The organism is Micromonospora sp. BQ32 (assembly GCF_059358895.1).
The window spans coordinates 51,564-71,358 of sequence record NZ_JCADBI010000021.1 but is presented as its reverse complement, the minus strand read 5'-3'; the positions used below and the strand labels follow the sequence as shown (position 1 = coordinate 71,358).

The 19,795-nt window shown below is 70.6% G+C and carries 19 protein-coding genes; 7 read left to right on the top strand and 12 right to left on the bottom strand.

The features are described 5' to 3' along the window. Window positions 1-20: 20 nt before the first annotated feature. Window positions 21-1,043 carry a heat-inducible transcriptional repressor HrcA gene (hrcA, locus tag AC5L30_RS29385; RefSeq protein ID WP_091409786.1) on the bottom strand — a complete coding sequence of 341 codons (1,023 nt, stop codon included), beginning with the start codon at window positions 1,041-1,043 and terminating at the stop codon, window positions 21-23. 225 nt (window positions 1,044-1,268) lie between these two features. Between hrcA and AC5L30_RS29380 the strand changes: the two genes are divergently transcribed. Continuing rightward, a complete protein-coding gene (locus tag AC5L30_RS29380; protein ID WP_494871218.1) occupies window positions 1,269-1,895 on the top strand; it encodes a DUF4870 domain-containing protein in 627 nt (208 codons plus the stop codon). A gap of 66 nt (window positions 1,896-1,961) precedes the next feature. On the opposite strand, the gene hemW is transcribed toward AC5L30_RS29380, so the two are convergent. Then, window positions 1,962-3,185 carry a radical SAM family heme chaperone HemW gene (hemW, locus tag AC5L30_RS29375; RefSeq protein WP_494871259.1) on the bottom strand — a complete coding sequence of 408 codons (1,224 nt, stop codon included), beginning with the start codon at window positions 3,183-3,185 and terminating at the stop codon, window positions 1,962-1,964. Between the two features lie 19 nt (window positions 3,186-3,204). On the opposite strand from hemW, the gene AC5L30_RS29370 reads away from it, so the two are divergent. Continuing rightward, on the top strand, window positions 3,205-4,014 hold the full coding sequence (locus tag AC5L30_RS29370; protein WP_494871217.1) for an enoyl-CoA hydratase-related protein: 810 nt from the start codon (window positions 3,205-3,207) through the stop codon (window positions 4,012-4,014). Window positions 4,015-4,093: 79 nt separating this feature from the next. Here AC5L30_RS29370 and AC5L30_RS29365 read toward each other — a convergent pair whose 3' ends face one another. Continuing rightward, the gene (locus AC5L30_RS29365; RefSeq protein ID WP_494871216.1) at window positions 4,094-4,858 is read right to left on the bottom strand and encodes an SDR family NAD(P)-dependent oxidoreductase; all 765 of its coding nucleotides are present in this window, start codon (window positions 4,856-4,858) and stop codon (window positions 4,094-4,096) included. A 323-nt stretch (window positions 4,859-5,181) separates the two neighbouring features. Here AC5L30_RS29365 and AC5L30_RS29360 point away from each other — a divergent pair, with 323 nt between their 5' ends. The 3 genes from AC5L30_RS29360 (at window position 5,182) to AC5L30_RS29350 (ending at window position 8,559) form a co-directional block, all read left to right on the top strand. After that, on the top strand, window positions 5,182-6,042 hold the full coding sequence (locus AC5L30_RS29360; protein ID WP_494871215.1) for a hypothetical protein: 861 nt from the start codon (window positions 5,182-5,184) through the stop codon (window positions 6,040-6,042). 221 nt (window positions 6,043-6,263) lie between these two features. Then, on the top strand, window positions 6,264-7,166 hold the full coding sequence (locus AC5L30_RS29355) for a phytanoyl-CoA dioxygenase family protein (protein WP_494871214.1): 903 nt from the start codon (window positions 6,264-6,266) through the stop codon (window positions 7,164-7,166). A 190-nt stretch (window positions 7,167-7,356) separates the two neighbouring features. Next, window positions 7,357-8,559, top strand: coding sequence for a low temperature requirement protein A (locus AC5L30_RS29350; protein ID WP_494871213.1), 1,203 nt, complete (start codon window positions 7,357-7,359; stop codon window positions 8,557-8,559). A gap of 18 nt (window positions 8,560-8,577) precedes the next feature. Here the strand turns inward: AC5L30_RS29350 and AC5L30_RS29345 are convergent, their stop codons facing one another. The 9 genes from AC5L30_RS29345 to AC5L30_RS29305 form a co-directional block, all read right to left on the bottom strand. Beyond that, the gene (locus AC5L30_RS29345) at window positions 8,578-9,771 is read right to left on the bottom strand and encodes a low temperature requirement protein A (protein ID WP_494871211.1); all 1,194 of its coding nucleotides are present in this window, start codon (window positions 9,769-9,771) and stop codon (window positions 8,578-8,580) included. Between the two features lie 163 nt (window positions 9,772-9,934). Then, the gene (locus AC5L30_RS29340; protein ID WP_494871210.1) at window positions 9,935-10,576 is read right to left on the bottom strand and encodes an MOSC domain-containing protein; all 642 of its coding nucleotides are present in this window, start codon (window positions 10,574-10,576) and stop codon (window positions 9,935-9,937) included. A 111-nt stretch (window positions 10,577-10,687) separates the two neighbouring features. Further along, window positions 10,688-11,518, bottom strand: coding sequence for a carbohydrate ABC transporter permease (locus tag AC5L30_RS29335; protein ID WP_387172154.1), 831 nt, complete (start codon window positions 11,516-11,518; stop codon window positions 10,688-10,690). Next, window positions 11,515-12,501: a carbohydrate ABC transporter permease gene (locus tag AC5L30_RS29330; protein ID WP_494871209.1), complete on the bottom strand. Its 987-nt coding sequence runs from the start codon at window positions 12,499-12,501 to the stop codon at window positions 11,515-11,517. The genes AC5L30_RS29335 and AC5L30_RS29330 overlap by 4 nt, the downstream gene beginning before the upstream one ends. Next, window positions 12,498-13,784: a sugar ABC transporter substrate-binding protein gene (locus AC5L30_RS29325; protein ID WP_494871208.1), complete on the bottom strand. Its 1,287-nt coding sequence runs from the start codon at window positions 13,782-13,784 to the stop codon at window positions 12,498-12,500. The genes AC5L30_RS29330 and AC5L30_RS29325 overlap by 4 nt, the downstream gene beginning before the upstream one ends. Before the next feature lie 250 nt (window positions 13,785-14,034). Beyond that, a complete protein-coding gene (locus tag AC5L30_RS29320; RefSeq protein WP_494871207.1) occupies window positions 14,035-14,319 on the bottom strand; it encodes a GlsB/YeaQ/YmgE family stress response membrane protein in 285 nt (94 codons plus the stop codon). 703 nt (window positions 14,320-15,022) lie between these two features. Next, a complete protein-coding gene (locus AC5L30_RS29315; protein WP_494871206.1) occupies window positions 15,023-15,307 on the bottom strand; it encodes a GlsB/YeaQ/YmgE family stress response membrane protein in 285 nt (94 codons plus the stop codon). Between the two features lie 370 nt (window positions 15,308-15,677). Further along, window positions 15,678-17,555 carry a translation elongation factor 4 gene (lepA, locus tag AC5L30_RS29310; protein ID WP_112620143.1) on the bottom strand — a complete coding sequence of 626 codons (1,878 nt, stop codon included), beginning with the start codon at window positions 17,553-17,555 and terminating at the stop codon, window positions 15,678-15,680. 116 nt (window positions 17,556-17,671) lie between these two features. Beyond that, window positions 17,672-18,208, bottom strand: coding sequence for a DUF4240 domain-containing protein (locus tag AC5L30_RS29305; protein WP_112588292.1), 537 nt, complete (start codon window positions 18,206-18,208; stop codon window positions 17,672-17,674). Between the two features lie 61 nt (window positions 18,209-18,269). Between AC5L30_RS29305 and AC5L30_RS29300 the strand changes: the two genes are divergently transcribed. Together AC5L30_RS29300 and rpsT are read left to right on the top strand one after the other, a co-directional pair. Continuing rightward, the gene (locus tag AC5L30_RS29300; RefSeq protein WP_494871203.1) at window positions 18,270-19,256 is read left to right on the top strand and encodes a phosphotransferase family protein; all 987 of its coding nucleotides are present in this window, start codon (window positions 18,270-18,272) and stop codon (window positions 19,254-19,256) included. A 216-nt stretch (window positions 19,257-19,472) separates the two neighbouring features. After that, window positions 19,473-19,739: a 30S ribosomal protein S20 gene (gene rpsT / locus AC5L30_RS29295; protein WP_030491765.1), complete on the top strand. Its 267-nt coding sequence runs from the start codon at window positions 19,473-19,475 to the stop codon at window positions 19,737-19,739. Window positions 19,740-19,795: the final 56 nt, after the last annotated feature.

Sequence of the window (19,795 nt, the reverse complement as noted above, 5' to 3'; positions counted from 1 at the left end):
GCCGCATCGGCCCTGACCAATCAGTTCTGGGCCAGCAACTCGCCCACGTAGCGTGCCACGGCGCGCACCGTGGCGATGTTGCCGGGGTAGTCCATCCGGGTGGGCCCCAGCACCCCCAGGCCGCCCACGATGGTGGTGCCCGGGCCGTACCCGGTGCTGACCACCGAGGCGGCGCGCAGGTTGTCGAACTCGTTCTCGTCGCCGATCAGCACCCGGGTCGTGCTCGGCTCGGTCTCACCGATGAGCTTGAGCAGCACGACCTCCTCCTCCAGGGCTTCGAGGATCGGCCGCAGGGAGCCCTGGAAATCGAGCAGGCCGCCCCGGGTGAGGTTCGCGGTGCCGGCGAGCGCGATCCGCTCCTCATGCCGCTCGACCAGCGTCTCCAGCAGGACGGTGGCGAGCGTGGTCATGGTCGGACGCAGCCCGGTCGGCGCTTCCTCGACCAGCGCCTGCACCAGCGGCGGCGTCTCGGACAGCCGGGCGTTGGCGAGCTTCTCGTTGATCAGTCGGCGCAGGTCGGTGACGTCGTCGGCGGGCACCGGCCCGGGCAGCTCGACGAGTCGCTGCTCCACCCGCCCGGTATCGGCGATCATGACGAGCATCAGCCGGGTGGTGGAGATCGGCACCAGCTCCAGGTGCCGCACCGAGGAGCGGGCCAGGCTCGGGTACTGCACGACGGCGACCTGCCGGGTCAGCTGGGCGAGCAACCGCACCGTGCGGTGCACCACGTCGTCGAGGTCGACCGCGCCGACCAGGAAGCGCTCGATGGCCCGGCGCTCGGCCGGGCTGAGCGGCTTGACCCGGGACAACCGGTCGACGAAGAGGCGGTAGCCGCGGTCGGTGGGCACCCGGCCGGCACTGGTGTGCGGCTGCCGGATGTAGCCCTCCTCCTCCAGCACGGCCATGTCGTTGCGGACCGTGGCCGGGGAGACCCCGAGCTGGTGCCGCTCGACCAGCGCCTTGCTGCCGACCGGCTCCTGGGTGGAGACGTAGTCTTCGACGATGGCGCGGAGCACGGCGAGCTTCCGGTCGTCGAGACCCATCCTCCGCACCTCCTGTCGCACGTCGGCCGCCGGCGCTGTGAGCCGGCCGGGCCGTCCTGGCACTCGACTGTAACGAGTGCCAGTCTACGTCGGCGGGCCCGCCGACGCGATGATCAACGGCCACCCGTCGGTGCGGCCCGCGCCACCTTGCTGGGCCGATCGGCCCGCACTGCCAGGCGGTGTCGCTCTGGTGCGGCGTTGCCACCGGCCCCTACCGTGACATCCATGACTGAACCTCCCCGCCCTCCCGGATCGGGCGATCCCGGCAACTACCCGCCGGAGCCCACCTCGCCGGGGCCGTCCTCGTCGGCCGAGCCGCCCACCGCACCACTGTCCGGGGCACCCGGCCCGGCCGGCTATCCCCCGGCCGGTGGCTATCCGCCGCCCACCGGTGACCAACCGCCGTCAGGCGGCTACCCTCCGGCAGGCGACTATCCCCCGCCCGGGGGCTTCCCCCCACCCGGCGGTTACCCGGCCGGTGGTGCCTACGGCGGCCCCGGCGGCGGCTACACCAACAACGAGGACAAGACCTGGGCGCTGGTCGCGCACTTCGGCGGCGCCGTCGGCGCGCTGGTCAGCTTCGGCCCGCTGGGCTTCGTCGCCCCGCTGATCGCCTACCTGGCCCGCGGCCAGCAGTCGCCGACCGTCCGGGCACACGCCCTCGCCGCCCTGAACTTCCAGATCCTCTGGTCGATCATCGCGTTCGTGCTGCTCTTCGTGAGCTGGTGCCTGCTCTTCCTGCCCAGCATCGCCGTCGTGGTGATCCAGATCCTGTTCGGGATCATCGCCGGCATGAAGGCCAACGAGGGCACCCCGTACCGCTACCCGATGACGGCCAACTTCATCAAGTGAACCGGGCCGGCCGCTCCCCCGGCCGGTCCGGAACACCGCTGCCCGGTTCCGGGGCGAGCGGGCCACTCAGGGCAGCAGGTCGCGGACGACGGCGTCGGCCAGCAGCCGTCCACGCAGGGTGAGCACCGCCCGGCCGGCGGCGTACTCGTCGGCGGCCAGTAGACCGCCGGCCAGGGCCCGCTCGGCGCCGGCCCGGCCGGTGGCGTCGAGCACCGCCAGCGGGAGGCCACTGGCCAGCCGCAGCCGCAGCATCACGTCCTCCATGTGCGCCTCGTCGACGGTGAGCACCTCCCGGGCCAGGCCGGGAGACGCGCCGGCGGCCAACCGCTGGGCGTACGCCGAGGGGTGTTTCACGTTCCACCAGCGGACCCCGCCGACGTGGCTGTGCGCCCCCGGCCCCAGCCCCCACCAGTCCGCGCCGGTCCAGTAGAGCAGGTTGTGCCGGCAGCGGGCCTCCTCGGTGCGGGCCCAGTTGGAGACCTCGTACCAGGAGAGCCCGGCCGCGTCGAGCGCGGCCTCCGCGGCCAGGTAGCGGTCCGCGGCCACGTCGTCGCTGGGGTACGCCAGCTCGCCGCGCCGCATTCGGGCGGCGAGCCGGGTGCCGTCCTCGACGATCAGGGCGTACGCGCTGACGTGGTCCACCCCGGCGGCGACGACCTGCTCCAGCGAGGCGGCGAAGTCCTCGGCCCGCTCCCCCGGGGTGCCGTAGATCAGGTCCAGGTTGACGTGCTCGAACCCGGCGTCGCGGGCCTCCAGGGCGGCGGCGGTGGCCCGGCCGGCGCTGTGTTTGCGGTCCAGGATCGCCAGCACTCCCGGGGAGGCGGACTGCATGCCCAACGAGATCCGGGTGTAGCCGGCCGCCCGCAGCAGCTTCAACGATTCCGGGGTGACCGACTCGGGGTTGGCCTCGGTGGTCACCTCGGCGTCGGCGGCCAGCCCCCAGGTGCGGTCGATGCCGTCGAGGATGCGGGCCAGGTCGTCGGCGGGGAGCAGGGTGGGCGTGCCGCCGCCGACGAAGACGGTGTCGACCCGGGGCGGCGGGGTGTCGCCGAGCACCCGGGCGGCGAGGGTCAGCTCGGCCAGGACGGTGTCGGCGTACCCCTCGCGGCTGGCGCCGCCGCCCAGTTCGGAGGCCGTGTAGGTGTTGAAGTCGCAGTAACCGCAGCGGCTGGCGCAGAACGGCACGTGCACGTACACGCCGAAGCCGCGCGCGCCGACCGCCGCGGTGGCGGTGGCGGGCAACGATCCGTCGACGGGGACGGTCTCACCATCTGGAAGGACGCCGGGCATGGCCACTAGTGTGCCCGGCATGACCTCTCCCGACGTCCTCGTGCGGGTCGCCACGGCCCGTGGGGTGACCACCCTCACCCTGGACAGCCCGCACAACCGCAACGCGCTTTCCACCGGCCTCATGACCCAGCTGCTGGCCGGGCTGGCGGACGCGGTCACCGACGAGGCGGTCCGAGTGATCGTGCTCGACCACACCGGCCCGGTCTTCTGCTCGGGCGCGGACCTGAAGGAGACCGCCGCGGCGTACGCCAGCGGGACGGTGCCGGCCGGGATGCTGGGCGATGTGCTGGCGGCGCTCTGGGAGTGCCCGAAGCCGGTGCTGGCCCGGGTCGGCGGGCCGGCGCGGGCCGGTGGGCTGGGCCTGATCGCCGCCGCCGACCTGGCGGTCTGCGCCGACGAGGCGACCTTCGCGTTCACCGAGGTACGCATCGGGGTGATCCCCGCGGTGATCTCGGCGACCGTGCTGCCCCGGCTGCACCCCCGCGCCGCCGCCGAGCTGTACCTGACCGGGGACACCTTCGACGGTCGTCGGGCCGCCGAGATCGGCCTGGTCACGGCCTCGGTCCCGGCGGACGGGCTGGACGACGCGGTACGGGGCTACTGCGACTCGCTGGTACGCGGCGCGCCCGGTGCGCTGGCCGGCGCGAAGGAGCTGCTGCGCCGACCGGGCACCGCCGAGTTGCGCGCCGACCTGGCCCGGCTGTCCGCCGTCTCGACCGGCTACTTCCTGTCCGACGAGGGGCGCGAGGGGGTCACCGCGTTCCGGGACAAGCGGTTGACTCGATGGGTGGCCGCTCTGGACGGTGGTTCCGCTGATCATGCCGGGTAGGACCGGAGGTCGCCGGTCGGCAGGTCACGGGTGACCTCGGGGCCGCCGTCGTTCGGCGGCCCCCCGATGTCCTGCCGGGTCACCAGGCGGTCGCGCCGCCGTCGACCGGGTAGTTCGCCCCGGTGATGTACGACGCACGGTCGGACGCGAGGAAGACCACCAGCTCGACGACCTCCTCGGGGCGCGCGAAGCGCTTGAGGAGCGTCTTGGCGGTGATGGCGTCCCGCGCCTCCTGGTCGTCACCGAGGTCGCGTTCGCTGGCCGGGGTGAGGGTGGGCCCGGGGCTGACGGCCACCGCGCGGATCCCGTGGGGCGCGCCTTCGAGCGCGAGCTGTCGCGTCATGCCGATGATGCCGGCGTTCGCGGCGGTGTGACCGACCATCGGCGGGACGTGACCACCGATCAGCCCGGCCATCGAGGCGGCGCTGATGATGACACCGCCGCCGCGCCGGACCAGGTGCGGCCAGGCGAACTTCGACACGAAGTACGGAATGTCGAGTTCTCCGGTGATGGTGTAGCGCCAGTCCTCCACGGAGAAGTCGGGCATCGGGCCGAAGCGGAGCGCGGCGGCGTTGTTGTAGACCACGTCGAGCCCGCCGTAGGCGGCGGCAGCATCGTCGACGAGCTTGCGTACCTGCTCGGGGTCGGTGAGGTCGACCGGCGCGATGCCGGTCATCTCGCCGCCGGCGCTGCGGACGAGTTCGACCGTCTCGTCGTTGCCGGCGACCTGGAGGTCGGCCCCGACGACCTTCGCGCCCTCGCGTGCGAAGGTCAGCGCAGCGACCCGGCCCAGGCCACCGCCGGTACCGGTGATCAGCACGACCTTGCCGTCCAGCGTTCCCATGGGACTCCTCCTCGTCCGGTGACCAGCGCGCCCAGCTATGGGGTGGCAGGTCGGATTGACATGTCAACTGAGTTAAGTCCTTGACCGGTCAATCGCTTCCCGAAATCGCTTACCCGGTGATGCGCACGACAGCCCTGCACCGGGACGGGTGACGCAACGACGCGGCAGGTGAGATCGCGACCGGAGCGGGAAGGTCGCCAACCGGTACGCGACAGCGGAGCCGGCCCCGAACCGGTCGGAGTCGACCCGGCTGGGCCCGAACCGCTCGGACGACCCGGAGAGGGTCTGCGGGGACGTACGCTTGTCAGACTGTCGATCTGGGGGTGTGGGTGCGAACTCGGACAGCCGTGGCGGGTGGAGTGGTGCTCATCCTCGTCGCCGTGATCGCGATCTGGCTCGTCGTACGGCAGGTAGGCGACAACCTCACGTTGCCCCTGCTGGCACGGAAGTGCACCGTGCACGCCGACGGACGGGTCGCGCTGGACGCCGACCAGATGGCCAACGCGGCGACCATCGCGGCGATCGGCGCGAAGCGCGGAATGCCCGAGCGGGCCGTGGTGGTCGCGCTCGCCACCGCGTACCAGGAGTCCGGGCTGCGCAACCTCGCCGACGGCGACCGCGACTCGGTCGGCCTGTTCCAGCAGCGGCCGAGCCAGGGTTGGGGCACCCCGGCGCAGATCCGCGACCCGCGGTACGCGGCCAACCGGTTCTACGCGGCCCTCAAGAAGGTGCGCGGCTGGGAGAAGATGCGCGTCACCGATGCCGCCCAGCGGGTGCAGCGCTCGGCGTTCCCCGAGGCGTACCAGAAGTGGGCCGACGACTCCGAGGTGCTCAGCCGGGCCCTGATGGGCGACGCGACCGGCGCGGTCGCCTGCACCGTCGGGCGTACCCCGGCGATGCACGGCGCGGCGGCGGCCGCACAACTGACCCGCAACCTGGTGCTGGACTGGGGGTTGAAGGGCACCGACCCGACCAACCCGACCGGGTTGGCGGTGACTCCGGGCGACCAACGCGACGGCTGGCGGTACGCGCACTGGCTGGTGTCGCACGCCCAGGACCACGGGGTCAAGCGGGTCCGCTTCGGCGACCTGGAGTGGACCGCCCGCGACGGCTCGTGGGGCCGGGTGAACGGCCAGCAGAGCCCGGACGGCCAGGTGGTGGCCGAGGTGTTCAACGAGGGTTGACCGACCCGGATCTCTTAACCGGCAGTCACCGCACAATCCGGCAATGTGCGTCAAATCGCGCTATTGATCACTCAGATCTCACTCTGTGCGTTTCTGTCGCTGCGCCGGGTCCCGCTGCCGTCCAATCACACACCACACCCTCCCCGAGGCGTGGGCCACCGCGTTACGATCGGCGGCCTGTGCCAGAAAAGGTTTCACCTCATGGGGAGGGGTACGACGCGGTGTTCGATTACGGCGACCGGACCGGTTACGAACCGATCAGCGACACTGACCGCAAGGAGTTCCACGAGCAGGGCTTCCTCCTGCTGCGCAACGTCCTGACGGAGGACCACCGGGCGGCGCTGGAGGCGGCGGTCGACCGCGTCTACGCGGAGGAGCAGGCGAAGGGCACCACCAAGAAGGACGGCACCCTGCACCTGCTGGGCTTCCTGGAGCGCGACGAGCTCTTCGGTGAGCTGCTGACCCACCCGATCGCCTTCCCGTACATGTGGGGGCTGGCCGGCTGGAACATCTACACCCACCACAACCACCTGGACGTCACCCCGCCGGCCGCCGAGCCGGAGAAGCCGTACTGGGGTTGGCACCAGGACGGGTACCGGCAGAACTCCGACCCGGAGACGATGGACCCGAACCTGCCCCGGCCGATGTTCTCGCTGAAGGTCGCGTACGTCCTGTCGGACCTCTCCGAGACCGGCCGCGGTGCCACCAAGGTCATCCCGGGCAGCCACCTGAAGAACTCGCTGCCCCGGCCGGCGGACCTCACCGTGCAGAACCCCGACCCGGAGGGCACGGTGGAGATCACCGCCAACCCGGGCGACGCCTTCATCTTCGACCGCCGGCAGTGGCACTCGCGGTCGACGAACCTGTCGAACATCACCCGCAAGATGCTCTTCGTCGGCTACACCTACCGGTGGATCCGTCCGCTGGACGAGCTGCACCCCGACGTGAACGGCGAGTGGTACCGCAACCGCACCCCCGTGCAGCGCCAGCTGATCGGTGAGGGCACCCACACCGCCAACTACTGGGGCATCAACTGGGACGGGTACGTCGACGACGAGATCCCGCTGCGCAAGGAGCTCAAGGAGCGCGGTCTGCTCGACCGCAACATCCCCTGGCTTCGCTGATCCCCTGCTCGTAGAACGGCCCCCTGTCACCGCCGAGCGATGACAGGGGGCCGTTCCACGTCTGCGGACCCGACCGCTCGAGCCGGGCCCGTTCCGGACCACCGGCGACCGCACTGTCGGTAGCGTGGCGGGTGCGCAGGTCAGGGCGCGGCGCCCCCGCCAGGGCGTGGGTGGCACAGGAGGCAGCGCAGTGACGTCCGCTCCGCTCCCCCGGATCCTCCGCCGCCGCGGCGAGCCGGAATACCCGACCTTCCTGGAACTCTTCTTCGACCTGGTCTACATCTTCATGTTCTCCCGGCTCGCTGCCAGCCTGGCCGAGGACCTCACCGTGCGAGGCGCGGCACAGACCGTCGTCCTGCTGCTGGCCGCCTGGTGGGTCTGGGTGCTGACCGCGTGGCTCACCGACCTGTTCAACCCCCGCCTGCCGATCATCCAGGCGACCACTCTGCTGGTCATGCTCGGCACCTTGCTGATGGCGATCGCGACCCCGTTCGCGTTCGGTCGGTACGGGTGGCTCTTCGTCGCGGCGTACTTCGGCATTCACCTGGTCCGGGACGCCGTCCTGATCCCCGGCACCCGAGTGAACCGTCCGATCCAGGCCAGGAGCATCCGGGTGTTCTTCTGGTTCGGCGTCACCGTGACGCCCTGGGTGGCCGGGGTGTTCGTGGACGGGACGGCCCGACTGGTGCTCTGGTCGCTCGCGGTGGCGGTCGACCTCGGTTCGGCCCGGATCGGCTGGCCGACGCCGAGGCTGGGGCGTACCGAGCTTGCCAGCCAGATCTTCACCGGGGCGCATCTCTCCGAGCGGCACCGGGCGATCTTCATCGTCGCGCTGGGCGAGTTGATCCTGAGCACCGGGACGGGGCTGGCCGGCAGCGGATTCACGGCCGGCGCGGTGGCCACCGCTGCGGTCGCGTTCGTCAGCGCGGTCCTGCTGTTCCAGCTCTACTTCCAGCGGGTCCAGCGGATCCTGGCGCCACCGAGCGTCGCAACGGTGGAACGGGTCCGCTCCGGCACCTCCACCTCGTACAGCCACCTGGTCATGGTCGCCGGGGTGGTGTTGATCTCGACCAGCACCTCGATAATCATCGACCGGCCGTCCGGCCACGTCCCGGTCGAGCTGATGATCGCCACCCTCGGCGGACCGGCCCTGTTCCTGCTCGGCAGCGTCCTGTTCGACGCCGTGGTGACCGGCCGGATCCTCTGGTCCCGGGTGCTGTCGCTCGTGGTGCTGGCGATCGCGGCGCTGTGCACCGCGCTGGCGCCCACCAGCGTCATGTTCTCGCCCCTGACCGTTCTGGTGGCAGCGAACCTGGTCCTGCTGCTCACTCTGGTCGGTGAGGGGCTGGCCGCGCGTGGCGGACTGGTCGGGGTCGCCGCGTCCCCGCAATAAGTGGCCGCCCCGGAGGCGTCACCGCAGCATCGGTGGCGCCGGTGTCCGCGCGTGTTGCCGGGTGCTCACCAGGTTCGCCACGGCGATCAGGAGCAGCACCGTCATGGCGAGCAGGGCGACCAGCACCGGCGGTAGCAGGGGCGTGGCCGGCGCCACGCACGCCAGCAGCACCAGCCCGGCCGACCGGGACCGGGAGATCCGCCCGAACACGGTGAAGTCGAGGACGCCTCGGCCGACCAGGTACAACGCGGGGCCACCGAGGATGACGGCGGCCCACGAGGGCGGGGTCTCGCCCCACGGGCGGTCCACAACGAGGTGACTGGTGACCGCCGCGCCGACGATTCCGGCCACCATGATCAGATGGGTGACCGCGGCGGACTGGGTGAGCAGCGCCGGGTTGGACGATCGGGCGATCGCGTCGGTCAGCAGCTCACCGGCGCGGTAGATGTAGATCCGCCACATCAGCACCACGGTGCCGAACACCACCACCAGCGCCCAGGCCCTTTCCATCGTGTACTCGCTCATGCTGAAGGTGGTTCCGGTCACGAAGAGCGAGACGCCGAGCGCGATGATGACGAACTGCCGATAACGCTCGGCCACCCGCCCGCCGGCCAGCCGCCAGTCGCGCGCTCGTGAGCGGCCGATCCCGGGTACCGGCCAGCCGAACACGGCTGCGCAATACTCGACGACGATCGCGAGCACCCAGATCGCCAACTGGGCCGAACCGCCGACGAGCGCCCCACCGATCCAGCCGACGCCCGCGACGGCCTCCCAGATCTGGATCCGGATGGCGCGGGGAAGCAGGGTCTTGGCCGAGGCGACAAACGCGTAGTAGACGGATGCGCTGGCGTGGATGAGCACGTACGTGATCGCGAAGAGCAGCGCGTGGTCGCCGTACGCATCGGCCGCGACCGCGGCCAACAGCAGGCTGGCCGCCGCCACCCAGATGAGCTGCGCCTGCCCGGACGGGCGGGCCAGGTCGATGCTGTCCGCCCCCCACACGGTCAGCGCCCAGATCATCGTGAACGCGAGCAGCAGCACCAGCGTCCTGGCGGCGCCGGTCCAGGTCAGGTTGTCGGCCAGCGTGGTCGCCAGGGTGACCAGCGCGAAGACGTAGACGAGGTCGAAGAAGAGTTCCTGGAACGCCGGACGCTTGGAGTCCGGGTCGGTGGGTGACGCCGCCGCGGCACCGCCCTCCGTTGCCATCGACATCGCGCTCCACCCGGTCCCCGCTGCACGCCCTCGGTGGGGACATTACGGGCAAGTCCGCCGTCGGGCCCGCCATCGGGGTTCTTCCGGGCCGATTACCGTGGCCGGCCCGTGGGTGCTCCCCGGCCGCCGTCACGGCATCGCGGGCGGATGCCGTCGCGGCCGGTCAGCCCCGGGAGGCGAGGCGTCGTCGGGCCTTCTCCCGGATCGGCTCGGGCAGGTCCTCGGCGTCGAGCAACCGAGGCAACAACTCCGGCTCCAGGCTGGTCGCCCGGAACACCTCGCCGATGGTCACCCCGTGCGCCGGCCGGTCCACCACCTCGACCGGGTCGCCGGCGCCGACCTCCCCTTCACGCAACACCCGCAGATAGGCTCCGGGCGATGCGCGGACGGTGAACCGCTTGATCAGATCCGGTACGCCCCAGAACCCGGCGAAGGTGGTGCAGGGCGTGCGCGGCTTGGTGACCTGGAGCAGGGCGGAGCCGACCTGCCACTGCTCGCCGATCACCGCACCCGTCACGTCGACCGCGTAGGTGGTCAGGTTCTCGCCGAAGCCGCCGGGCGTTATGGCGCGGCCCAGTTCGGCCACCCACCAGGCGGCGTCCTCCTCCGCATAGGCGTAGACCGCCTGGTCAGGACCACCGTGATGGGCCCGCTCGCCGATGAAGTCGCCCGCCAGGCCGCCGGTGAGCAACGACACCGGGCCGTCGACCGGCCGCTTGTCGATGCCGCTGCGACCGCTCGCGTCGCCGGCCCACCCAGCCTCGGTCACGATGCCGAGGTTCACCGCTGCCACCCTGCCCGTCATGACCGTCAGCCTAGTGGCGGCCCAACGCCGGCCAGCCCTCGCGGCGCGGGGGCCGGCACCGACGTCAGCCGTCCGCACGTAGGCCGGCGTCGGCCTCGGCTGTCGCGGGGCTCAGCCCTTGACGGCGCCGGCGACCAGGCCGGAGACCATCCGCCGCTGCACCAGCAGGAAGAAGATGATGACCGGCAGGGTGAACAGGGTGGAGGCGGCCATCACCGGGCCCCAGTTGGTGTCGTCCCGGCCGAAGAAGAAGGTCATCGCCACCGGCAGCGTGTAGCTGCCCTGGTCGTTGATGAACGTCAACGCGAAGATCAACTCGTTCCACGCCGTGATGAAGGAGAAGATGCTGGTGGCCACGAGGCCGGGCGCGACCAGTGGGAAGAGCACCCGGCGGAAGGTCTGGGCCCGGCTGGCCCCGTCGATCGCGGCCGCCTCCTCCAACTCCTTGGGCACCGCGGCGACGAACCCGCGCAGCATCCAGACCGCGAACGGCAGCGAGAAACCGAGGTACGTGAGGATCAGGCTGGGCAGGGTGTTGTAGAGCCCCAGCCGCTGGATCATCAGGAACAGCGGGATGACCAGGGCCTCCAGCGGGATCATCTGCACCACCAGCAGCATGATCAGGAAGCTGGTCCGCAGCTTGAAGCGGAACCGGGCCACCGCGGTCGCGGCGAGCAAGGCGACCAGACCGCTGAGCACCACCGTGGAGACAGCGACCAGCGCGCTGTTGAGGAAGAAGTCGAGGAAGCTGACGCCGGGGATCAGGTTGCCGGTCAGGATCTCCCGGTAGTGCGCCAACGTCGGATGGGTCGGCACCGGCTGCGGGGTGGCCGAGAAGATCTCGTTGCTCGGCTTCAGCGAGGTGGAGATCATCCAGTAGACCGGGAACGCCGCGAAGAGCGCGACCAGCAGCCCGGCGCCGTTGAGGGCGACCTTCTTCACGACTCGTCCTCCTGCCTGAGCACCATCCGTACGTAGAAGCCGGTGACCACGAGCAGGATCAGCGTGAGGATCACCGCGATGGCCGCGCCGAGCCCGTACTTCGGCGGCGGAGAGAAGGCTTCGGCGTACGAGTAGATGGCGAGCATGAATGTCGGCCGGTCCTGGGTGCCGCCGGCCAGCACGAACTGCTGGGTGAAGACCTTGAAGTCCCAGATCGTGGAGAGCACGATCAGGATCCCGAAGACCGGGCGCAGCAACGGGAAGGTGATCTTCCAGAAGACCCGCCACGGGCTGGCGCCGTCCACCCGGGCCGCCTCGTGCAGCTCACTCGGCACGCTCTTGAGACCGGCCAGCACGCTCACCGCGATGAACGGGAACGAGTGCCAGACCACCACCAGGGTGAGGATGGCGAAGAAGAGCAGCGGCGAGTTGAACCAGCCGTAGCCGGTCCAGTCGCTGCGCCCGAACAGGCTGTTCGAGAGCCCGTCCGGCAGCGCGTTGAACAGCCACGTGACCAGGCCGCTCGTGTCGTCGAAGATCCATTTCCAGACGATGGTGCCGGTCAGCGCCGGCGTGGCCCAGGCGAGCATGACGCAACTGGCCACGAACGTCGCCATCTTGCGACCGAGCCGGTTGAGCAGCAGCCCCACCAGGGTGCCCAGCACCATCGTGAGCAGCACGTTGGCCGCGGCGAACAGCACCGTGTTGCGCAGCACGGTCAGGAAGAACGGGTCGGAGAGAATGTCGGTGTAGTTGCCGAGCCCCACCCACGGCCACTCCCGATCGCCGCGCAGTTGCCGGACGCTGTTCAGCCGGTAGAAGGACATCACCACGACCTGGCCGAGCGGCCAGAGCAGCAGCACCCCGATGATCAGCAGGGCGGGCAGGAGCAGCAGGTAGGGCAGGCGGTCCACCCGGCGACGCCGCCGCGCGGGGGTCTCCCGCGCGGCGGCCGTCTCCGGGCTTTTGGTCTGTGAGCTCACTTGCTGTTCAAAATGCTTTCCATCTCACCGGCCGCGTCGGCGGTAGCCTTCTCGACCGTCTTCTGACCCTTCATGACCGAGCTGTTCATCGCCTGGGTCACCGTCTTCGTCCGGCTGACCTCCACCCACTTCGGGGTGAGCGGCGTGAGCTTGGTGTTCTGCATGGTGGTGGCGAACGCCGCCATCACCTTGTCGTTCGCGTACGCGTCACCGGAGACCAGGTCCTGGTAGACCGGGAAGAACCCGAGGCTGCTCGCGAAGCTCTGCGCGTTCTTCTTGTTCAGCAGCACGGTCAGGTAGTCCCAGGCCAGGTCCTGTCGCTCGCTGTCCTTCCAGATGGCCACGTCCGAGCCGCCCGCGAAACCGGGCGCCGCCTTACCGTCCGGGCCGGGAATCGGGAACGTACCCCAGACCTTCTCGATCTCGGGGTTGTCCTTCTTGATGGCGCCCTGCTGCCAGCTGCCGGCGAAGGCCATCGCGGCCTTGCCGGTGGCGAACTGGGTACGCGCGTCGATCTCGTTCCAACCCGCCGCCGCCGGCGGTGCGACCTTGTGCACGGTCACCAGGTCGGTCCAGAACTTGACGGCCCGCTGTGCCTCGGGAGTGGTGTAGCCGGACTTCCAGGTGCCGCCCTGGTTGCTGGCGATCTCGCCGCCCGCGCCCCAGAGGAAGGAGTAGAAGGGCAGCTCGGAATTGCCGGGCAGCGCGATGCCGTAGCTGCCCTTCTTCTTCGCCTGCACGGCCTTGGCCACCGTGACCAGATCGTCCCAGGTCTTCGGGGGCTGCACGCCGGCCTCGGCGAACCAGTCGGTGCGGTAGTAGATCGCACGCACACCCGCGTACCAGGGCACGCCGTACTGCTTGCCGTCGAGCTGCGCGTTGCGCACCAGGTCGGGCAGCAGATCCTTGCCGTCGGCCCAGCCGCCCATCCGACCACTCACGTCGGCGAGCGCCTCCTGGGCGGCCCAACCCTGAGTCTCGGTGTTGCCCAGCTCGGTGATGTCCGGGCCCTCACCACCGGCGAGCGCGGCCTGGAACTTCTTGGGCGCCTCCAGCCAGGGGATGTACTGCACCACCACATCGGTGTCGGGGTGCTTCTGGCGGAACTCGGCCTCGACCCCGTCGAGGAAGGAGTTCTGCGCGTCCCCGCCCTCGCCCATCATCCAGACCGTGAGCTTGCTGTCGTCGGCCGCGTCGTCGCCGGAGCCTCCACAGCCGGTCAGCACCATCGCGGCCGAGGCCACCATGGCGGTGACCGGGGCCAGCCGCTTCCACCTGTTCACGCCACTTCTCCCCTCGCGCCGCCTGGAACTAACCTTCTCCGCCGCACCCTAGTACGGAGAATTCCTTTACGACAGTGGGCGGACTGGCCGAAGCGTGGCGACCGTACCGCAGAGGCCCGACGACCGGCGTTCCGGCATCGGGCCGAAGGCGGGCACTTCAGCACGAAAGAGCGCCCGGCTCTCGGCCGGGCGCTCTTTCCAGTCGTGCTGTCCTACAGGTGATGCGGTGTCGTCAGATGATGCCGGGTCGTTATCGGGTGACGCTGCGGCGGCGACCCACGCCGGCCACCAGCGCGACCGCGATCGCGGCCACCACGACCTGCACCAGCAGCTCGCCCCAGTCGACACCGTTCGTCTCGGTCGCGATGCCGATGGCGCGCGCCAGGACGGTGCCCAGCAGCGCGGCGCCGATACCGATCAGCATGTGCAGCCAGATCGGCATGTTCTGCCGGCCCGGGACGACCAGGCGGCCGAACGCGCCGACGATGAGACCAACAACGATCGCAGTGATGATGCCCCACACGGTGAGCTCCACGGCCACCCTCCTTCAAAGAATGTCTGACACACGGTGCGTGTGCTTCCTGTCGTGACCGTTAATTGCCCGACCCACCCAAAATCCAAACCGACTTCAGTCACCAAACGATCACGACTTGGCCGACAAGAACACGTTCCACTGCGGTTCCCACCGAGGCCGCCGGGCCGCCGCGAGGCCGCGAGGCCGCGAGGCGGCGAGGCCGCGAGGCGGCGAGGCCGCGAGGCCGCGAGGCCGCGAGGCCGCGAGGCCGCGAGGCCGCGAGGCCGCGAGGCGGCGAGGCCGCGAGGCGGCGAGGCGGCGAGGCGGCGAGGCGGCGAGGCGGCGAGGCGGCGAGGCGGCGAGGCATGATCAACACGAGGTCATTGAAATCGCGGCATCACACCCGCCGGGACACCCCGACATCACCAAAACCGAGTCGATCACCGCGACCCGGGCCCGCCGGAGACGCCCGAAAGAGCGCCGGCGACGTCGGGCGGGACGCTGGAGACGCCGACGGCGCGCCAGCGACGTCAGGCGGGACGACCACCGATACCCCTGGGACACTCCCGCCGACGAGGCCCGGCTGTGGGCATTCATCGAGGCGGCCTGGGCGCGAGTTGGCACGGCGATGGCCGTCGCGGTCGGCAGAACGCCGATGGGCGCCCGACCTGTCGGCCGGGCGCCCATCGGAGGTGTCGCGGTGGTACGGGTTGCTGCTGTGGTGTTACCGGGTCACGCGGCGGCGGCCACCCACGCCAGCCACCAGCGCGACGGCGATCGCGGCCAGCACGACCTGCACCAGCAGCTCGCCCCAGTCGATACCGCTCGTCTCGGTGGCGATGCCGACGGCGCGCGCCAGGACGGTGCCCAGCAGGGCCGCGCCGATACCGATCAGCATGTGCAGCCAGATCGGCATGTTCTGCCGGCCCGGGACGACCAGGCGGCCGAGCGCGCCGACGATGAGACCAACAACGATCGCGGTGATGATGCCCCACACGGTGAACTCCACGGTCGCCCTCCTTCAAAAGAATGTCTGACACACGAGGTGTGTGCTTCCTGTCGTGACGGCTAAGTGCCCGACCCGCCGAAAGCCCAAACCGACTCACCGCAAAGGACAACGTCAGTCGTCAATGGTTTGGAGGTGCGTCGGTTGACGCGTGAGTGCGTCCACACAGGTAGGAGCCCATCTCGTCGACCGGCCGACCCCCACGACAGCGACAGAAAAATTTTCCGCGCCGGCCGGCCCCACTCGCCGCACCTCGTCGCTCAGCCGGCAGTCACCGCGGCCCAACAGACCCGACGGGGGTAGAGCGGGCGAGACGCCCGCAAACGCGACGCGCCCGGGCGCGTTGTCACCCGGGCGCGTACGGCGTCGCGACCTACTTCTTGCCGGCGGCCTTGCCGTCGCCGGAGTCGGAGGAGAGGGCGGCGATGAACGCCTCCTGCGGCACCTCGACCCGGCCGACCATCTTCATCCGCTTCTTGCCTTCCTTCTGCTTCTCCAGCAGCTTGCGCTTACGGCTGATGTCGCCGCCGTAGCACTTGGCGAGAACGTCCTTGCGGATCGCCCGGATGGTCTCCCGGGCGATGACCCGGCTGCCGATGGCCGCCTGGATCGGTACCTCGAACTGCTGGCGCGGGATCAGGGTACGTAGCTTGGCGGCGATGGTGACGCCGTAGTTGTACGCCTTGTCCTTGTGCACGATGGCGCTGAACGCGTCCACCGGCTCGCCGTGCAGCAGGATGTCCACCTTCACCAGGTCGGACGCCTGCTCGCCGGAGGGCTCGTAGTCGAGCGAGGCGTAGCCCTTGGTACGACTCTTCAGCTGGTCGAAGAAGTCGTAGATGATCTCCGCGAGGGGCAGCGTGTAGCGCAACTCCACCCGGTCGGCGGAGAGGTAGTCCATGCCGAGCAGGGTGCCGCGCCGACCCTGGCAGAGCTCCATGACCGCGCCCACGTAGTCGTTGGGCGTCAGCACGGTGGCCCGGACCACCGGCTCATACACCTCGGCGATCTTGCCGGTGGGGTACTCGCTCGGGTTGGTGACGACGATCTCCTCGCCGTCGTCCGTGATCGCCCGGTAGACGACGTTGGGCGCGGTGGAGATCAGGTCGAGGTTGTACTCGCGCTCCAGCCGCTCCCGGATGATCTCCAGGTGGAGCAGGCCGAGGAAGCCACAGCGGAAGCCGAAGCCGAGCGCGCCGGAGGTCTCCGGCTCGTAGTCCAGGGCGGCGTCGTTGAGCTTGAGCTTGTCCAACGCCTCGCGCAGGTTCGGGTAGTCGGACCCGTCGATCGGGTAGAGGCCGGAGTAGACCATCGGCTTCGGGTCCTTGTAGCCACCCAACGCCTCGGCCGCCGGCCGGCTGTTGATGGTGACCGTGTCACCGACCCGGGACTGGCGGACGTCCTTCACACCGGTGATCAGGTAGCCGACCTCGCCGACGCCGAGCGCCTCGGCCTTGACCATCTCGGGTGAGATGACGCCGATCTCCAGCAGCTCGTGCACCGCACCGGTGGACATCATCTTGATCCGGTCACGGGCGCTGATCCGGCCGTCGATGACCCGGACGTACGTGACGACGCCCCGGTAGACGTCGTACACCGAATCGAAGATCATCGCCCGGGCGGGCGCCACGGCGTCACCGACCGGTGGGATGAACTGCCGGACGATCTCGTCGAGCAGGTACGGGACGCCCTCGCCGGTCTTGCCGGAGACCCGGATGCAGTCGGCGGGGTCGCCGCCGATCAGGTGGGCCAACTCCTCGGCGTACTTCTCCGGCTGCGCGGCCGGCAGGTCGATCTTGTTGAGCACCGGGATGATGCGCAGGTCGTTCTCGAGAGCCAGGTAGAGGTTGGCCAGGGTCTGCGCCTCGATGCCCTGCGCGGCGTCGACCAGCAGCACGGCGCCCTCGCAGGCGGCCAACGACCGGGACACCTCGTAGGTGAAGTCCACGTGCCCCGGGGTGTCGATCATGTTGAGCACCGCGTGCTCGCCGGCCCGCTCACCCTCGCGGATGGTCCACGGCATGCGGACGGCCTGGCTCTTGATGGTGATGCCGCGCTCGCGCTCGATGTCCATCCGGTCCAGGTACTGCGCGCGCATCTGCCGCGGGTCGACCACGCCGGTGAGCTGCAACATCCGGTCGGCCAGGGTCGACTTCCCGTGGTCGATGTGGGCGATGATGCCGAAGTTCCGGATGCGACCGGGGTCGGTGGCACCAGGGGCGTTCGCGCCGGGATCGAGCTTCGGTGGCACAGCGGTCCGTTCTGGTCGGCTGACGTGAACAGGCCGGCGCGCCGCCGACCCCCTCTATGTTCCCACGCCGCCGGGGTGCGCCCGCTGCGCGGGCGATGGATCGCCCCGAGGACCCCTCACTCCATGGGCGGCTCGACGAAGAGCGCGGCCAGCCGGGGCAGCCGTCGACGCGCCTCGTCCTCGTCGTCGAAGTCCCAGAAGTCGTTGAGGTCCGGCGTCCGGACCGGGTCGCGGTCCGCCGGCAGTTCGGTCGCGGTGGCCTTGCGGTACGCGTCCCAGGGCACCGAGAGCATCTGCTCGGCGGAGAACTCCTCGCCGCTGAGCGAGGCCGCCCGCACCTGGGGCAGTTCGGCCAGCGAGTCCGGTTCGGCGACCGCGCGGGCGAAGACGGCACGCCCCTGGGTCATCAGCCAGCCCCGAAAGTGTTCGAAACCGTCGGCCGAGGCCCCACCGTTGATCAGGTACGCCGCTCCCCACAGATCCGCCTTGTGCGAGGCGGCCAACACCCGCGTCTGGTGCCGCGCGTACCCGATGATGTCCTCCGGGTCGCGCTCGGCGAGCAGCGCCACGGCCCGCGCGGCGACCGGGCCGGGCTCACCCCCGCCGCCGGCCCGAGCCTCGTCGATCAGCTGCCAGAAGTCCTCGGTCCTCATGGCTTGGCAGTCTGGCAGTGTCGCCGTGCGTCGCGCACGTACCCCGGGGCAGCATGGTGGGATGTCCCCTCCCCTGCTGCCGCCGGTGCCGTACCACGCGAGCGCCCTGCGCCCGTCGTGGCCGACGCTGCCGGCGGCGCTGCGGACCGCCGTCGCCGAACGGCTCGGCGCGCCGGTGGTCACCGCCCGGGTCGCGGGCGCGGGCTTCACCCGGGGCTTCGCCGCCGTGCTCGACACCGCCGACGGCGGTCGGGCCTTCGTCAAGGCCGCACCCGCCGCCGAGCAACCGCATCTGGTCGACTGGTACGCCCGAGAGGCCGCGATCCTCGATCGGCTGCCGGCGGACCTGCCGGCGCCCCGCCCCCGGTGGACCCTCTCCGCGGCCGGCTGGTTCGTGCTGTGCACCGACGCCGTCGACGGGCACACCCCGCACCTGCCCTGGAGGCCCGCCGAGCTGGACGCCACCCTCGCCGGGTACGCGCGAATCGCCGCCGCCCTGGCCGACCCGCCGGCCGAGCTGACCGCGCTCGGCCTGCCGCGCCTGGCCGACCTGGCCCGGTCGGACATCCTCTGGTGGGAGGAGGTCGCCGCCGGCCGCGAGCCGACCCCAGAACTGCCCGCGCCGCTCCTGGGCCGGCTGCCCGAGCTGGTGGAGTTGGAGTCCCGCCTCCCCCGGTACGCCGCCGCGGCGACCGGCCTGATCCACGGCGACCTGCGGGTCGACAACGTGCTGATCGACTCGGACGGCCGAGCCTGGTTCTGCGACTGGACCTGGGTCTGCTCGGGGCCGGCCTGGTTCGACCTGGCCGGGCTGCTGCTCACCGCGTACGCCAGCGGGTTGGACGCGGACCGGCTCTTCGCCGCGCACCCGGCCACCGCCGGCGCGCCCCCGGACGCGCTGGACGCGACCCTGGCCGCATTGGCCGGCTACTACCTCACCGGCGCCGCGGCGGCACCGCCGACGGCCTCGCCGCACCTGCCCGCCCACCAGCGGTGGAGCGGCGAGCAGTCGCTCGATTGGCTGGCCCGCCGCCAGGGCTGGCGGTGACGCGAAGCGGCCTGCCGCCGAGGCTGGTGGTGAGCCGCCGCCATGGCCGAGGGCGTAACCTGGTCCCCGACGGGCCGGGTCCGTCCGCGCGAAGGCCGAGCCGTTTTGGCTCGTCCCGGGCGACCTGGTAACCTGGCTCTTCGCGCAGCGATGACGCATGTTCGTCATCACGCGCAATAAGCTGACCAACCCGAGCTATCAAGACGAGGCTGTCGCGTGGCGAACATCAAGTCCCAGATCAAGCGCAACCGGCAGAACGAGAAGGCCCGGCTGCGCAACAAGTCGGTCAAGTCGTCGCTGAAGACCGCCGTCCGGAAGTTCCACGAGGCTGCCGAGGCCGGTGACGTCGAGAAGGCGACCGCGCTCATGCTGGACGCCTCGCGCAAGCTGGACAAGGCCGTCAGCAAGGGCGTGATCCACTCCAACCAGGCCGCGAACCGCAAGTCCGCGATCGCAAAGCGCGTGGTGTCGCTCTCCGCCTGACGACTACACCGTCAGACTGATTCGGAAAGCCCCGGGCCCAGGCCCGGGGCTTCCGT

Bases quoted from the DNA above. Each gene is read 5' to 3' on its own strand.
- AC5L30_RS29380 (WP_494871218.1), top strand. From the start codon at position 1,269: ATGACTGAACCTCCCCGCCCTCCCGGATCGGGCGATCCCGGCAACTAC.
- AC5L30_RS29340 (WP_494871210.1), bottom strand. From the start codon at position 10,576: ATGACGGGCAGGGTGGCAGCGGTGAACCTCGGCATCGTGACCGAGGCT.
- AC5L30_RS29345 (WP_494871211.1), bottom strand. From the start codon at position 9,771: ATGTCGATGGCAACGGAGGGCGGTGCCGCGGCGGCGTCACCCACCGAC.
- AC5L30_RS29305 (WP_112588292.1), bottom strand. From the start codon at position 18,208: ATGAGGACCGAGGACTTCTGGCAGCTGATCGACGAGGCTCGGGCCGGC.
- hrcA (WP_091409786.1), bottom strand. From the start codon at position 1,043: ATGGGTCTCGACGACCGGAAGCTCGCCGTGCTCCGCGCCATCGTCGAA.
- AC5L30_RS29365 (WP_494871216.1), bottom strand. From the start codon at position 4,858: ATGGGAACGCTGGACGGCAAGGTCGTGCTGATCACCGGTACCGGCGGT.
- AC5L30_RS29370 (WP_494871217.1), top strand. From the start codon at position 3,205: ATGACCTCTCCCGACGTCCTCGTGCGGGTCGCCACGGCCCGTGGGGTG.
- AC5L30_RS29300 (WP_494871203.1), top strand. From the start codon at position 18,270: ATGTCCCCTCCCCTGCTGCCGCCGGTGCCGTACCACGCGAGCGCCCTG.
- hemW (WP_494871259.1), bottom strand. From the start codon at position 3,185: ATGCCCGGCGTCCTTCCAGATGGTGAGACCGTCCCCGTCGACGGATCG.